This window comes from Actinomadura coerulea, assembly GCF_014208105.1.
Lineage (GTDB): Bacteria > Actinomycetota > Actinomycetes > Streptosporangiales > Streptosporangiaceae > Spirillospora > Spirillospora coerulea.
In genome coordinates, this window is the sequence record NZ_JACHMQ010000001.1 from 6,988,881 (window position 1) to 7,003,641 (window position 14,761).

At 71.9% G+C, this 14,761-nt stretch carries 11 protein-coding genes; 8 read left to right on the forward strand and 3 right to left on the reverse strand.

Features of this window, described 5'->3' with window-relative positions:
- Nucleotides 1-2 precede the first annotated feature (2 nt).
- The 5 genes from BKA00_RS32425 to BKA00_RS32445 all read left to right on the forward strand — a co-directional run bounded on the left by BKA00_RS32425 (nucleotide 3) and on the right by BKA00_RS32445 (nucleotide 7,954).
- Complete coding sequence (locus BKA00_RS32425) at nucleotides 3-836, forward strand: ABC transporter ATP-binding protein (protein WP_230298813.1); 834 nt, start codon at nucleotides 3-5, stop codon at nucleotides 834-836.
- 78 nt (nucleotides 837-914) lie between these two features.
- Nucleotides 915-3,590 (forward strand): HAD family hydrolase, encoded by a 2,676-nt coding sequence (locus BKA00_RS32430; RefSeq protein ID WP_221493391.1) that lies wholly within the window; start codon nucleotides 915-917, stop codon nucleotides 3,588-3,590.
- Nucleotides 3,580-4,668, forward strand: coding sequence for a class I SAM-dependent methyltransferase (locus BKA00_RS32435; RefSeq protein ID WP_221493392.1), 1,089 nt, complete (start codon nucleotides 3,580-3,582; stop codon nucleotides 4,666-4,668). Before BKA00_RS32430 ends, BKA00_RS32435 begins: the two co-directional genes overlap by 11 nt.
- A 117-nt stretch (nucleotides 4,669-4,785) precedes the next feature.
- The gene (locus tag BKA00_RS32440; protein WP_185031515.1) at nucleotides 4,786-5,676 is read left to right on the forward strand and encodes a class I SAM-dependent methyltransferase; all 891 of its coding nucleotides are present in this window, start codon (nucleotides 4,786-4,788) and stop codon (nucleotides 5,674-5,676) included.
- A 244-nt stretch (nucleotides 5,677-5,920) separates the two neighbouring features.
- The gene (locus BKA00_RS32445; protein ID WP_185031517.1) at nucleotides 5,921-7,954 is read left to right on the forward strand and encodes a hypothetical protein; all 2,034 of its coding nucleotides are present in this window, start codon (nucleotides 5,921-5,923) and stop codon (nucleotides 7,952-7,954) included.
- Nucleotides 7,955-7,973: 19 nt separating this feature from the next.
- Here the strand turns inward: BKA00_RS32445 and BKA00_RS32450 are convergent, their stop codons facing one another.
- Nucleotides 7,974-8,162 carry a DUF397 domain-containing protein gene (locus tag BKA00_RS32450; RefSeq protein WP_185031519.1) on the reverse strand — a complete coding sequence of 63 codons (189 nt, stop codon included), beginning with the start codon at nucleotides 8,160-8,162 and terminating at the stop codon, nucleotides 7,974-7,976.
- Nucleotides 8,153-8,923, reverse strand: coding sequence for a helix-turn-helix domain-containing protein (locus BKA00_RS32455; protein ID WP_185031521.1), 771 nt, complete (start codon nucleotides 8,921-8,923; stop codon nucleotides 8,153-8,155). Before BKA00_RS32455 ends, BKA00_RS32450 begins: the two co-directional genes overlap by 10 nt.
- 182 nt (nucleotides 8,924-9,105) lie before the next feature.
- Here BKA00_RS32455 and BKA00_RS32460 point away from each other — a divergent pair, with 182 nt between their 5' ends.
- Entirely contained in the window at nucleotides 9,106-9,504 is a 399-nt protein-coding gene (locus tag BKA00_RS32460; protein WP_185031523.1) for an ATP-binding protein, read from the forward strand.
- Between the two features lie 32 nt (nucleotides 9,505-9,536).
- Here the strand turns inward: BKA00_RS32460 and BKA00_RS32465 are convergent, their stop codons facing one another.
- Nucleotides 9,537-9,962, reverse strand: coding sequence for a DUF6069 family protein (locus BKA00_RS32465; protein WP_185031524.1), 426 nt, complete (start codon nucleotides 9,960-9,962; stop codon nucleotides 9,537-9,539).
- A gap of 451 nt (nucleotides 9,963-10,413) precedes the next feature.
- Here BKA00_RS32465 and BKA00_RS32470 point away from each other — a divergent pair, with 451 nt between their 5' ends.
- Nucleotides 10,414-11,334 carry a DMT family transporter gene (locus BKA00_RS32470; RefSeq protein WP_185031526.1) on the forward strand — a complete coding sequence of 307 codons (921 nt, stop codon included), beginning with the start codon at nucleotides 10,414-10,416 and terminating at the stop codon, nucleotides 11,332-11,334.
- Between the two features lie 594 nt (nucleotides 11,335-11,928).
- The gene (locus tag BKA00_RS32475; RefSeq protein ID WP_230298812.1) at nucleotides 11,929-14,760 is read left to right on the forward strand and encodes a helicase HerA-like domain-containing protein; all 2,832 of its coding nucleotides are present in this window, start codon (nucleotides 11,929-11,931) and stop codon (nucleotides 14,758-14,760) included.
- The last annotated feature ends 1 nt before the right edge of the window (nucleotide 14,761 follow it).

A 14,761-nucleotide genomic window follows, 5' to 3' on the forward strand; every position in this document is an offset into this window, starting at 1 on the left:
CGTTGAACACCTCCCCTTCCACCACCCCGTCGATCGTCATCGACCGCGTCACGAAGAACTTCACTCTGCGGCACGCGCGCTCGATCAAGGAGATGAGCGTCCGCGCGTTCCGCGGGCAGCCCCTGTCGGACCGGTTCCGGGCGCTGGACGAGGTGAGCCTCACCATCGGCCAGGGCGAGACCGTCGCGCTCATGGGGTTGAACGGCTCCGGCAAGAGCACCCTGCTCAAGATGATCTCCGGGGTGCTGCGCCCGGACAGCGGGTCGGTCCTCGTCCGGGGCCGCGTCGCCGGGCTGATCGACGTGGGCGCGGGCCTGCACCCCGAGCTGACGGGCCGCGAGAACGTCTACCTCAACGGCGCGATCCTCGGCATGCCGCAGGCCGAGATCGCCCGCAAGTTCGACGCGATCGTCGAGTTCTCCGGCGTCGAGCGGTTCCTGGACGACCAGGTGAAGTTCTACTCGTCCGGCATGTTCATGCGGCTGGCCTTCTCGATCGCGGCGCACACCGAGCCGGACGTCTTCCTCATCGACGAGGTGCTGGCCGTCGGCGACCCGCCGTTCCGGGAGAAGTGCCTGGACCGCATCCGCGAGCTGCGCGGCGAGGGCCGGACCATGGTCGTCGTCGCGCACGACATCAGGATGCTCGTCGGGCTCTGCGACCGCGGCGTCACCATGCGGCAGGGCCGGGTCATCTTCGACGGGCCGACGGCGGAGGCCGGCCGGCTCGTCCGCGAGGACCGCGCCGCCCGCCGCGCCGCCGCGGCGGCCGGAACGGCGGCCGGGACCCCGGCCGCGCCGGGCGTTTCCGGGGGAACCGGAGATCTCGGTGGATAGGGTGTCCCGAGCCGCGGCCGGGGGCCGCGCCCGCCGGTGCGGGACCACGGGATGCAGGACCAGGGGAGGGGTGCGGCGTTGACCAAGCAGGAGTCCGGCAGCCCGTTGCTCGACGACGTCCACCGCGTCATCGCCGACCGGGCGTGCGCCGTCCTGTCGCTGGACGTCTTCGACACGGTGCTGTGGCGCCGGGTGCCGCGTCCCACCGACGCGTTCGCCCTGCTCGGGTCCCGGATGCGGGAGTCGGGCCTCTGCCCTCCCTGGGTGACGGACGCGACGTTCCGCCGCATGCGGATCGCCGCCGAGGACGCCGCGCGCCGCGGCCGCGACGCCCTCGGCACCGAGGTCTCGCTCTTCGACGTCTGGCGCGCGATGCCGGACGGGATCTTCGGCGCCGCGTCCCTGGAGGAGCTGGTCGAGGCGGAGGTCGGGCTGGAGCGCGAGCTGACTGTCGTGGACCTGGACGTCGCCGAGGTCGTCAGGGCGGCCCGCGAGCGGGACCTCCAGGTCGTGCTGGTGTCCGACACCTACTTCACCGAGGACCACCTGTCCCGTCTCCTCGACCGGCCGGAACTCGGCCCCCTGGACGGCGTGCGCGTCTTCCGCTCCAACCAGCACGGCACCGACAAGGCGTCCGGCCTCTGGGAGATCGTGCTGCGCGAACTCGACCGCGGCCCGGAGCAGATCGTGCACGTCGGCGACCACGAGATCGCCGACCACGAGGTGCCCCGCAAGCTCGGCATCCGCACCGTGCACTACCGCAGGCTGGACGACCCCTACCTCGACGTGCTGGCGCGCGAGAAGGAACCCGTCGGGCCGTCCGGCGAGCACGCCCCCGACCTGGACGACCGGCACGGCGACTTCGGCCTCACCAGCCTGCGCGCCAAGGCGGTGCACTCCGGCGTCCCGTTCACCACCTCCGCGCTGGACGTCGCGTGGCGCTACGGCGCCGGCGTCCTCGGCCCGGTGCTGACCGGCTTCGCCGAATGGGCGGCGTGGCGGGCGCACGAGACCGGCACCCGCCGGCTGTGGTGCCCGATGCGCGAGGGCGAGCTGCTGTCCCGGCTGATCAACGAGGCCGCGCGGGCGCGCGGCTGGGACGTGCGCGCCGCCCCGGTGTGGCTGTCGCGGTTCACGACCTCGCTCGCCGGGCTCGACCCCCACGACACCGGCGCCGTGCACGCCTTCGTCCGCACCGGGTACCGGCTGACCGTCCGGCAGGCGCTGTCGGTCCTGGAACTCCAGCCCGGCGACGTGCCCGGCCTCGCGACCGAGCTGGACACCGTCATCGACAACGGCGACATCGCCGAGCGCGTCGCCCGCGCGCTGACCGAGACGCCGCACCTGTGCAACCGGCTCGCGGTGACCGTCACCGCCGCCCGCGAACGCATGATCAGGTCGCTGCGGGACGCGGGCGCCCTCGACGACGACGCCCTCGCCGCGGGCGAGCTGACGCTCGTCGACCTCGGCTGGGGCGGGACGATCCAGCGCCAGCTCGCCCGCGCCCTGGAGATCGCCCGCATCGACGTCAGGCCGGCGGGGCTGTACCTGGCCACCGACGGCCGGGCCGAGCGCGTCTACATGGCAGGCCTGCGCGCCGAGGGGTACCTGGCCCAGTCCGGGCACCCCGTGAACGTCGCGGCGACCGTCACGCGCAGCCCCGAGATCGTGGAGCAGTGCGTCAACGCGCTGTGCGGCTCCCTCATCGGCTACACCGAGGACGGCGCGCCGGTCCTCGGCCGGACGGCCGACTCGCCGTCCCAGAACGCCGAGCGCCGCACCGTGCAGGACGGCGTCCTGGCCTTCCAGCACACGTGGAACAGGTACGTCGCCGCCTCCGACGGCGCCTGGCCCGACCTCGCCCGCCCGCCGGCGGCGCGGAACCGGCTCGCGCGCGTCCTGGTGGCCGCGCTGGAGTCGCCCACCCCCGACGAGGCCGCCGTCTTCGGCAACTGGACCCACGAGGACAACTTCGGCTCGTCCCTGGTCACCACGCTGCTGCCCGCCGACCTCAAGGCGGCCGTCCCGTACCTGTCGCCGGGCGACCTCGGCGACCTGCACATGCGCGACTCGTTCTGGCCCGCGCTGATCGCCGCGTCCGACACCGGGCTCGGCGCCATGGCGAGGGCCGTCGCCGACGGCGCCATCGACGCCGAGGCGTTCGACCCGTCCGGCGAGAAGCACGAGACGCGGCTGCGGTTCCGGACGGCCGACGACCGGTGGCACGAGCCCATCCGGCGCCGCGTCCGGATCAACCACAACGGCCTGTCGTTCTCCCGGCTCTCGTTCGAGCACCACGACACGGTCGACATCTCGCTCGCGATCCCCGGCCGTCCCGCGATCGTGCGGGTCGACTGGATCGAGGCCAGGGTCATCGCCGGCGGGCGGCACCGCGAGCAGGTGCTGCGCTGGGACAAGCCGGAGGACTTCGTCGGCCTGCACTACGCCGACTGCCGCTACCTCGGCGGCAACCTCATGGAGTTCGACACCTCCTACGCGGCCGTGTGGCTCCCGCTCGCCCGCCGCGCCGGGGTGCCGGCGGTCTCGTCCGGGCAGATCACGATCGCTTTCGCGATGCTTCCGCAGTCGGCGACCGGCATGGCGCCGCGCATGCCGGTCGACCGGAAGGCCGAGCGGGCCGCACGGGCCGCGCGGCTCACCGACCGCGTCCGCACGGAGTACCGGACCGCCGGGGTCCGCGGCATCGCCGCCGGCGCCGGACGAGTGGCCAGGAGGAAGCTCGGTGACACGTGACTTCGGGGCGGCCGCGGCCGGATCCCCGGACGATCCGCACGAGCAGTCCCGCGCCGCCCGCGAGCAGCCGCTGCTGCTGCACTCGATGGCGGTGTTCCGCGAGCTGTTCGAGACGGTCTTCCGCTGCCGCGACGTCCGCGTCGTCGTCGAGGTCGGCGTGGAGTCGGGGCAGGTCAGCGCGCTGTACGCGGACCTCGGCGCGACCGTCCACTGCGTCGAGCCCGCACCCGGCGAGGAACTGCGCGCCGTCCTCGGCGCGGACCCCCGCCTGAACCTGGTGGAGTGCCTCTCGCCCGCCGTGCTGCCCGACCTGCCGGTGGCGGACCTCTACATCCTGGACGGCGACCACAACTACGCGGTCGTCCGCGACGAACTCGCCTGGATCATGGCGAACGCCCCGGACGCCGTGGTCGTCCTGCACGACGTGCTGTGGCCGTGCGGGCGCCGCGACTTCTACTACCAGCCGTCGCCGGTCGCGCCGGAGGACGCGCACCCGGCCACGACCGACGGCCCCACGGTCTGGCACGACGAGCTCACCCCGGCCGGGTTCGTCGGCGACGGCGCCTACACCGTGGCCGAACGGGCGGGCGGTCCCCGCAACGGCGTCCTCACGGCCGTCGAGGACGCGCTGGACGGCACCGACGGCTGGCGGTTCGAGATCGTCCCGGCCGTGTTCGGGTTCGGCGTCCTCGCCAGGACGGGCGCGCCCGGCACGGACGCCGTCTTCGAGGCGCTGCGGCCCTACACGTCCTCGCGCCTGCTCGCCGCGATGGAGAACAACCGCATCGCCCTCTACACCCGCGTCCTGCAACTCCAGTACGAGGCGGCGGCCCGCACCGAGGACGCCACCCGCCTGACCGAGACCGTCAACGCCCAGCAGCGGGAGATCACCCGCCTGAAGTCCGATCTCGACCGCGCCGGCACGGAGAACGCGTCCAGGAGCCAGGAGCTTCGGCGGCTGCGCGACGCTCCGCCCGCTCAGCCGCCCTCTCCGGACCAGGAGCTCGGGGCGGCCGTGTCCAACCTCGGCCGGGCGCTCTCCGCCCGCATCCGCAAGCCGCCGGGGTCCCGGCCGTGAACCCGCTGCCCGGCGACTGGACGCCGTCGCCGGCGGTGAGCCGGCCGGCCGCGGCCACCGCCACCGGCACGGGTTCCGTGGCCGGGGACGCCCCAACTCCAGGAGAGGGAGCAGGCAATGACGGACTACGTCTCGACCGTGGCGATGCACCGGGCCACCTGGGGAACCTTCCTCGAACCTGACCCGGACCTCGCCGGCGTCGAGAACCTGCACGAGGCCCTGCGCATCCGGATTCAGGGAGGCCATCGCGCCGAGCTGGGGAGGTTCGCGGGCAGGAACGCCGTCTTCGACCGCGCGGCGGCCAGGATCGCGGACGCGGGACCCCTCTACGAGGACCAGTGCAGCGCCCACCACTACTACGACCTGTTCTGCTGCGTCGAACGCTGCCACGGGGAGCTGACCAGGCTGGTCGACCTGGGGGTCTTCATGGGGGGCTCCTCGGCCGTCCTCGCCGGCTGCGTCGAGCCGATGGGACTCGAACTCGACCTCGTCGACGTCAACGCCGCCTACCTGCTGTTCACCTACGAGCGGCTGCGCCGCATCTTCCCGCGCGCCATGACGCGCGTCCGCATGTTCCACGGTGACCTGCCGACCTATGTCGCCGGTGTGCTGGACGCCGAGCCGCAGACCCGCGCCCTGGTGCACCACGACGGTGCCCACGGTTTCGACCAGGTCGTCCGGGACTTGAGCTCGCTGTTCTTCGTCCGCGACCGCGTCCACGGACTGGCGATCCATGCCACCCACCTGCGCGGCGACATCCAGTACCTCAACTTCGTCGACGCCGCCGTCTCCGCGATGTTCGGCGTGGGGGTCAAGTACGAGCCGCTCGGTGCGAACTTTCCTCCTGACGCGCCGGTGACCGTTCCGAACAGATGGAACGGGAACTATTTCCTCGCCGGACAGCCGGAGGGGATGTACGTCCCCTTCGACGGGGTGGAGTGGAAGTACCCGCATCCGACGATGGAGCTGGAGACGTTCCTGCCGGTGAAGGCGTCCCCCACGGGCTGACGGTGGCCGGATCCGGCCACCCCCGCGCCGGGGCGTGTCCGATCTTTCCCACGGGCTGACCTGGTGACCGATTTGTGGAACGAGACGGGTCGTCCGCGGGGCTCTTCCATTGAACGTGGCGCGGGAACGCGGGAAGCTCTTTACCCTGTGCTGTGTAGGAAACCGACCGTAAGCAACCGAACCGGCCACCCCCAGGCGTTCCATACATTCCCGCGACTCCCAGGGGTCTCTCGACGTGACGGACATGGCGAGCGGGTCCGCGATGGCGCGGCTCACACAGGCCGACCGCGTCTACGTGGGCTGGCGCTACGCGCAGGTGCACCCCGACCCGGGGCCGCCCCCCGACCGGCCTGAGGCGCCGCCGCGGGCGCCGCTGCCGCCGCCCGCGCGGCGGCCCGGCGAGGACATGGCCGGGCGGCCGCTGCGGATCGCGTTCGCCGGCACCCTGGTGTTCGTCGGGCTGTTCCTCGTGTGCGGCGCCGCCGGGGTGATCCCGTGGGCGTTCGCCGTCGTGGCGCTGCTGGCGTGCTGCGTCGTCCTCGCCATCACCGGCGGCGCGCTCTGGCGGGACGAGCGGGGCGTCCGCGAGCGGATCGCCCACGAGCGGGACGCGGAGGCGCGCGACCGGGCCGCCCGCGAGCGGGCCCGCCGGAAGGCCGACGAGGCCTACGCCAAGGACCGCGCCGACTGGGAGCGCCGCCAGTCGGCGTACGAGGGCCAGCGCGAGTGGTATCCGGTGGCCGTCCCGCCCGGCGTCGACCGGGTGGACGTCGTGGGCGGGACGCTCGCCGGGTGGTCCGCGGCCGTCACGACGATGGGCGCGGCCAGGCTCGCCGTCGGCGCGCGGCTGACCGTCATCGACCTGTCCGAGGGGGCGGTCGCGCACGACCTCCTCCGGCTCGCGGCGGACCGCGGCGACGACCCGCTCGTCTGGGTCCTGCCCGCCGACCTCCCGCGCCTGGACGCCACCCGCGGCCTCAACCCCGAGGCGCTCGCCGACGTGCTGTCCCTGGTGGTCAGCGCGGGCGAGGAGGAGGGCGGCACCCGCGACCTGTCGTTCGACAACTCGATCCTGGAACGCCTCATCGAGGTCCTCGGCCCGGACACCACGATCCCCCGGATCACCGCGGCCCTCCGCGTCCTCGCCCAGGTCGGCGACCCCCGCGACGACCTGCGGAAGGGGCTGCTCACCGACGAGCAGCACGAGCGCATCGCGACCCTCTTCGGCCGCGACGCGACCGACCGCATCGTCGTCCGCCGCGCGTGGGCTCTGGAGGCGCAGCTCCGCAAGCTGGAGAAGCTCGCCACCGAACCCGTCCGGCTGCCGCCCTCGCGCCTGCACGTGGTGTCGATGGACCGGCGCGCCGGCGTCCTCACCAACCGCATCCTCGGCACCTACGTGACGACCGCCCTCACGCACCGGATCCGGGAGGCCCCGCCCGGCGGCCGCTGGGACCACACGCTCTTCCTGTGCGGGGCCGAGAAGCTGCGCGGGGACGTCCTGGACCGCCTCATCGACGCCTGCGAGGCCACCGGCACCGGGCTCGTCCTGATGTACCGGTCGATCCCCGGCCACGTCCGCGAGCGCCTCGGCCGCCGCGGCCACGCCGCCGTCGGGTTCATGCGGCTCGGCAACCCCGAGGACGCCCGCGTCGCCGCCGAGCACATCGGCGCAGGCCAGCCGCTGCTCGTCGCCGAGATCACCGACTCGGCCGCCGAGACGCTGTTCGACGTCGCCGGCGAGACCTACGCCAGCACGGTCGCCTACGCCCGCCCGCGCGGCGACGGCCTCACCGACCCGGTCTGGACGCCGCTGCCCGCTCCCGCGGCCGACGACTCCGTCCTGGTGGAGGGCATCAGCTCCGCGACCGCCTGGGGCCGCACGGTCGCCCGCCCCCGCCCGAGCAAGCAGCGCTTCCGCGAGTTGCTCATCGAGCCCCCGCAACTCCAGGAGCTCCCGCCGACCGCCATGGTCTTCACCCACTCGGGCGCGACGGGCCGCCGCACCCTCCTGGTGGACGCGAACCCGGGCATCATCACGCTGCCGACCGCCCACTCGATGGAGTTCGAGGAATACCTCCGCGAACAGCAGCAGGCCCCGGAGCAACCCGAACCGGCCCCGCCCGACTCCCCGAAGCCTCCCGAACCGTCCGCCCCCGCGCGCCTCCCCAAAGCCCGCCACGCCCTCCCCAGAGGCACGGCCCCCCGCCAGCCCCGCAAGGTCCCACCGTTGAAACCCAACGGCCGTCACAAAGCCAACCCCCCATCCACCCCCTGACGGGACGGTCGGGGGTAGGTCAGCGGGTCGTGAGGGCGGAGTCCACGGCGGTACGCAGGGCCGCGCGGGTGAGCAGGAGGACGGGCCCGTCCGGGTCCTTGCTGTCCCGCACCGCCACCGCCCCGGCCGCGTCCGCCAGTTCGACGCAGTTGCCGCCGTTGGAGCCTGTGTAGCTGCTCTTGCGCCACCTGGCGTTTGTCAGGTCCATCGCTGCTGAATGACCTTTCCGATCAGGTCGCGTGACATGTCTTCGGTGAGCGCCCGCGAGCGAAGCGCAATCAGAGTTCGCGTAAGCATGGACAGGTCTGTGGGATCGTCCGTTGTTATTGCGCGTATGGCGGTCTCGATGTAGGCGACTTCGCTGCGGTCGTCCATCGTTGCGATCACGAACGCGCCCATATTGCCGTCATGTTCGCCACTTGCCAACACTACTTGAACCGTGATGTTGGGCAACATGCTCATCTCGATAAGGTGTTCAAGCTGCTCCCTGGTCGTCTCGGACGTGCCAACGGGACGGTAGAGCGCCTGCTCGTCCACCAGCAGGACCAGGTTCGGAGGGACTCGCTCCACGTTGCCGGTGATGATGCCCTGGCGGCTGAGGCGGGCCTCCACTGCTTCCTGGTTGCCGTTCAAGAGAGCCGATGCGTAAGCCGGTGTTTGGACGAGACCGGCGATCAGCGTGGGTTCCCAGGAGACCAGCGTGGCCGCGTCCGTCTCGACCTTGGGCCAGTCGAACCAGATCGGGACCGGGTGGCCGTTTCTGTTCAGGTCCGCCCATAACTTGATCAGTGCTCCGTCGGACTCAAGGAGTCGGTCGACCGCCTCGACGAAGGAGCGAGTGGCACGCCTGGTGCCGTTCTCGATACGGCTTACCTGGCCCTTGCTGATGTTCGTGTGATCAGCGATGGACTGTTGCGTGATCATTTTTCCTTCGCGCATCCGGCGCATCTGGCCACCGAAGGCGATCAATGCGGGTGACTCCTTGGGGCGTTGGCGTCGTGGGGGCATGAGCGCAACGTTTCCTCTCCTCGGCACATCGCCAGAAAGGCACGACTGTTGCCAGTCGTCGCCAACGTGACCTGGCAACATCAAGATACTCCGCAACCTTGCTAAATGTGGGCTGTTCGTCACACAGGGTGAGGAGATCGATCATGGGCGAGGCGGCGTGTCACGGGAACGAGATCGTGGTGAAGAACGACCTCGCGGTCGTCGCGGAGGTGCGGCGGTTCGTTCGGCTGGTCGCCGGTCAGTGGGACGTGGACGACTTCGTGCCGTGCCTGGTGGCGAGCGAACTGGTCACCAACGCCCTCCGCTACGCGTCCGCGTCTGACGACGACGTGACGTTCCGGATCGGGCGCACCGACGACGGCGCGTTGTGGATGGAGGTGCAGGACGCGACGTGCGATCTGCCCCGCATCCAGCGCGCGGACACCATCAGCGAGACGGGCCGGGGAATGTTCATCGTGGATCAGTTCGCGCGCTGCTGGGGCGTCCGTCCCCTGTCCGGCAACGCAGGCAAGGTCGTCTTCGCGGTCCTCGACACCTCATGAAGACCGGCGGAGGGGACGCGCTCGGCGTCTGATCAGCAGCGGTTCCGTCGGTGGGGCAGTCCGATGATCAGCGCGGCCCCGACGGTCAGGTGCATGCCGAGCAGGACGAGCCGGCTGCTGGTGTCGGCGCCGCTGCCCAGCGGCCCCGCCAGCGAGAGGGCCAGCGTGATCAGCGTGATGATCCGGAAGGTCCGGGTGGGGTGGCGGACGGTGCGTTCCAGCAGGGCGAGCAACCCCCAGGCGGCCAGTCCGGCGGCCAGCGCGGCGCCCACGACGGCGGCCGGGCCGATGTGCTGGGTGGAGTCGCCTTGGTGAACGGTGAGGTCGATGCCGGCCCAGGGGTCATTGACGGCCCAAAGGATCAGAGCGCCTGCCGCTCCGGCGGCGACGTTGATCGCGCGTCCCCTGCGTCGAGCGGTGGTGCAGGTCTTTCCGGTCTGCTGCGTGTCGTTGCTCATGCCGATGAGCATCGCGGTATGGGCAGGAACGGCGCATCACACCGCAGGACACACCGACCCGCTCAAAAGAGAGGCCGACCACCGACTTTGGAAGGGGGTCGGTGCCCGCCGTCCGCCGAACAGCCTCATCAAGGCACCTTCCAGGGGCCCTACCCGGGCTCATGACCAAGCCGCGCCTCTGACCTGCGAAGCAGGGGCGGCAAGCGCTCCCTGGGGCCGTGTCCACTGGGTGTGGAGTCTTCTGGGCGTGGTCTGAGGCGGGGCGGCGCTTGCCGATCTGGGTCTCGGGAGGACTGTCCCTGGAAACGTGGCCAGACAGGCCATGGATCTCCACGGGAATGATCCATGGCCTTAACGGCCATGGACCGACCCGGCTTAGCCGGAACGGAAGCAAACAATGAGATCGAGATATTGGTCCCAGCTCGGGGACCCCGCCAAAGGGCGGACCTTCATGCTGGGGTCGCTCGCGATCGTCGGTGCGGGCTTCGTGTTCACCCGGTCGCTGCCCTCCATCCAGGGGACGGTGGGGATGACCCTCTTCGGAGGGGGCTTCCTCATCTTCTTCGCGCTGTGGCGGGAGGGACTCGGGGGACTGAACCCGCGTCGACTGACGCCGGAACAGAGAAAGGGAATGCTGCGGCATTCCGTGACCTCGTCACTCATGAAAATCGGAGGACCGCTCGCGTTCGCCGCGATCGGCGCGGGCACCTACTCCTCCATCACCACCTTGGGCAGCCTTCTCGCAGGGGTCGCCCTGACCTCGATCATGGGGCGCTGGCTTCGCGTCATCGTGATCCTCGGGGTGCTCCAGGCGACCAATGTCCTGGCAGAGCCCGGAAACGTGAATCCCCTCGGACTCGTCGCGGCGTTCGCTGCGGCGACCCACCCGTTCGACCTGCCGAACCAGGCGAAGTTGATGGGGGAAAAGCGCGATCAGTGCGTCGCTCAGGCGAACGTCATCTGCCTGATCTTCGTCCTCCCGGTGTGCATCCCGCTCTCCAGCTATCTCGGATCACCGATCGGGGAATGGAAGTGGGGCTACGCCGAGATCGTGGCCATGGCGATGGCAGGGCTGCTGGCGACGGCGCTCGCCGCCGTCATGCAGACCCGCGCGGCCAAGTACATCAGCCGCTCGGACATGGGCGCCTGGGCAGCGACCGCCCCGGCGGTACAGCCGATCGTGGCCATGCTCCTGGCCCCGTTGGTCTCGCTGTTCATCCAGGTGCCGACACTGATCCCGGACGCCCCGCAGTGGACGGCGTTCGCGATCGTCGCGATCGCGTCGACCTACGCGGTCAAGGTGGACTCGGCGGCGGTTCAGGCCGTCGATCCCACTGAGAAGGAGCGAGGGAAGGCGCTGCACAGGGAGTGATCCCAGATGACGCCGCGACGATGGACGTCGAGGCGCCATCAGCGCATCCGCACGGAGAGGGGAGCCCGGTCCAAGCCGGGCTCTCTTTTGCCGTCCGGCCGTAGTGTCGGATCCCCTGCGGGGGTAATGGTCCGGGCCGCACGGTGGCGGGCGTGCAGCATAGGCCGGCCAGAAGGAGTTCAAGTCGGGGCGGCCCGGAGCGGCGGCGGCGTGGGTGCAGGGGAGTCAGGCTGCGTCAGTGTCTGCGCCGCGCAGGATTTAGCGGTCGTCGCGCTCTCCGCGTGTCGCGGTGTGTCCGTTATTGGAAGGTGCCTGGGGGATTCTGGCGCTTGACGCTGTCGGTGCAAGGTGAAGGGTCGGGTTCTTCTTCGGCGGGCATTGGCGTGGGGGGTGGGGGCGGGGTTGGATGCTGGGGTGACTATGCCCCCTGGTTCGTCTCGTGGTGGTCGGCCGCCCTCTGGGTGGGGCGGTGGGGTGGCGCAGGGTGGGCCGCCGGTCGCTGGGCAGGGAGCGCCGTTCGTGTTGCCGGGGCCCTGGTATCGGATTCAGGCGATTCCGGTGCCGCAGCGGGAGGCTTCCGCGGAGTGGGACTTCGTGAGTGTGCTGCCCGCGGCGTTGTCGGCGGCGCGGCTGGGGAGGCCGTTCGTCGTCGGGTGGCTGTCGGCGGGCGGCGGGGCGCCGCTGGAGCTGATCACCAATGCGGGGCCGATCGGGACGCCCGAGGCCGGGGCCGAGACGCACGGGCTGCTGTTCCCCAGCGGTGCGCGGGGTGTGCCGATCGGGGAGGGGTGGCTGCGGCAGGCCGAGCGGATGGAGTGGACGCGGTGTCCGGGGCGGCCGGCTCCGCAGGGGTCCGGCGCCGGGCCGGGGTTGTTCGAGGCGACGCTCGTCACGCTGATGGAGCGGCCGTTCGGGTGGTTCGTGGTCGCCGACCCGTGCGACGAGCGGCTGATCGACGCCGAGATGCGCGAGCTGCACCACGAGTTGCGGATGCTGCGGCGGGGTGAGGACGAGCACGCGCGGCTCGCGGTCGCGCGGGCCGATCGGCGGCTCGCCGAGCTGGACGCGTTCCGCGAGGCCGGGCTCTGGCAGGTCCGGGTGGTCGCCGGGGCGGCGTCGCAGGCGGAGCTGGGGCAGATCGCGCCCGTGCTGGTCGGGTCCATGGAACTGGGGCACCACCCGTACCGGTTGCGGTCGGGGCAGGGGAGCGGGTCGTTCGCCGAGATGCTGGGCCCCGGGACGGCGCCCGCGCCGGCGCGGCCGATGGGCGAGGCGGAGCAGCGGTTCCCGTTCACGGCGACGGCCGGGGCGCTGGCGGCGCTGGCGGGGCTGCCGCGCCGGGAGGTGCCGGGGCTGCGGGTGCTGGACGCCGGGTACTTCGACGTGACGTCCGAGACGGCGCCGGCGAGCGGGGAGGCGCAGATCGAGCTGGGCGCCATCCTGGACGGCCAGGACCGCGAGGTCGGGCGGTTCGCCGTGCCCCGCTCGACGATCAACCGGCACGTGTTCGTCACGGGCGCGACCGGCGCGGGGAAGTCGCAGACGGTCCGGCACCTGCTGGAGCAGCTCACCCGGGCCGGCGTGCCGTGGCTGGCGATCGAGCCCGCGAAGTCGGAGTACGCGGCGATGGCGGGCCGCATCCAGGACCTCGGCGGGCCGGTCACGGTCGTCAACCCGTCCGACCCGGACTCGGTGCCGCTGTCGGTGAACCCGCTCGCGCCGGAGCCGGGATACCCCGTCCAGGCGCACATCGACATGGTGCGGGCGCTGTTCCAGGCCGCGTTCGACGCCGAGGAGCCGTTCCCGCAGATCATGGCGCAGGCGCTGCAGCGCGTCTACGAGAACAACGGGTGGGACGTGGTGACGGGCGGGGGCGTGCCCGGGTCGCTCATCGAGCCCGCGGTGCCGACGCTGGAGCAGTTGCAGAACGCGGCGCTCCAGGTCATCCAGGACGTGGGCTACGGCCGCGAGCTGATGGCCGACGTGCAGGGGTTCGTGGACGTGCGGCTGCGGTCCCTGCGCATCGGCTCGGCCGGGAGGTTCTTCGAGGGCGGACACCCGGCCGACATCGGCGGGATGCTCCGCGACAACATCGTGCTCGCCATCGAGGACGTCGCGAACGACGAGGACAAGGCGTTCCTCATGGGGACCCTCATCATCCGCATCGTCGAGCACCTGCGGATGCGGGAGCGCAAGCGCGACCGCGCCACGGGCTCGGTGCTGCGGCACGTCATCGTGATCGAGGAGGCGCACCGGCTGCTGCGCAACCGGGGGCCGGAGCGCGGCAGCTCCCACGCCGTCGAGCTGTTCGCGGGGATGCTCGCCGAGATCCGCGCGTACGGCGAGGGCATCATCGTCGCCGAGCAGATCCCGACGAAGCTCGTCCCGGACGTCATCAAGAACACGGCGCTGAAGGTCGTGCACCGGCTGCCCGCGTTCGACGACCGGCACCAGGTCGGCGCGGCGATGAACCTGGACGGCGACCAGTCCCGCGAGGTGGTGTCGCTCCGGCCGGGCGTCGCCGCCGTGTTCGCGGACGGGATGGACCGTCCGCTGCGCGTGCGGGTGCCGCTCGGCGAGGGCCGCGAGGCGGAGCTGCCCGGCCCGCCGCCGCCCGTGGACGGCCGGCGGTCGGCGGCGTGCGGCTGCGAGTGCCGTTCGGGGCGCGCCTGCACCCTGTACGAGCTGCGCGAGGCCGACTTGATCGCGGGCCATGCCGACTGGGCGTGGCTGCGCCTGTGGGCCGACACGCTCGTCCTGGCGCACGTGGCGAACCGCCCGATCCCGTCGGTCCCGCCCGAACTGGGGCGCGCCTGGTCGCGGCTCACGCCCCGGCTCCGCGAGTGCGCGCTGGCGACCGTCCTGGAACGGGCGGTGTCACGGCGGTCGCGGGGGCTGCGCACCGCCTACCCGCCGGCCGACCTCACCGCCGCCGTCGCCGAGGTCGCGCAGCGCCTGCTCGGCGGCGGCCCGCCGGGCGCGTCCCCCGGGCCGCAGTGGGTGGTGCCGCAGGTCAGATGGCTGCACGAGCTCGACCGGCTCTTTCCCTACGGCGGTGGCGCGCCCGACAAGCACGCCCTCGCGCCGCCCCTGGACTACCAGCTTCCCGGTCTCAAGCAGCCGCCGGACGCGAAGCTCGGCCACCGGCTCCGCGCCCTGCGCCGCCATCCGCTGTCCATGGAGCTGGAACGCAACCGTCCGATCGCCGCGACCGCCCTCTACGGCGACGACGACCAGTCGGGCTTCTTCAAGGACCTGGCCGTCGTCGCGATCGGTTTCGACGAGGACGACCAGATCGAGCACGTCGCCGGGACGATGCGCGTCACCGGATGGCTGGAACCCGTCCTGAGCTGGTACGACCGCTTCGTCATACCGTTCGAGGACCCGTCCAAGGGGCTCGCGTTCCTCAACCCGCAGGCCGAGTGAC

What these genes read in the sequence shown, in the direction of transcription:
- BKA00_RS32440 (WP_185031515.1), top strand. Translation starts at nt 4,786, where the DNA reads ATGACGGACTACGTCTCGACCGTGGCGATGCACCGGGCCACCTGGGGA.
- BKA00_RS32445 (WP_185031517.1), top strand. Translation starts at nt 5,921, where the DNA reads ATGGCGAGCGGGTCCGCGATGGCGCGGCTCACACAGGCCGACCGCGTC.
- BKA00_RS32450 (WP_185031519.1), bottom strand. Translation starts at nt 8,162, where the DNA reads ATGGACCTGACAAACGCCAGGTGGCGCAAGAGCAGCTACACAGGCTCC.
- BKA00_RS32460 (WP_185031523.1), top strand. Translation starts at nt 9,106, where the DNA reads ATGGGCGAGGCGGCGTGTCACGGGAACGAGATCGTGGTGAAGAACGAC.
- BKA00_RS32465 (WP_185031524.1), bottom strand. Translation starts at nt 9,962, where the DNA reads ATGAGCAACGACACGCAGCAGACCGGAAAGACCTGCACCACCGCTCGA.
- BKA00_RS32470 (WP_185031526.1), top strand. Translation starts at nt 10,414, where the DNA reads ATGCTGGGGTCGCTCGCGATCGTCGGTGCGGGCTTCGTGTTCACCCGG.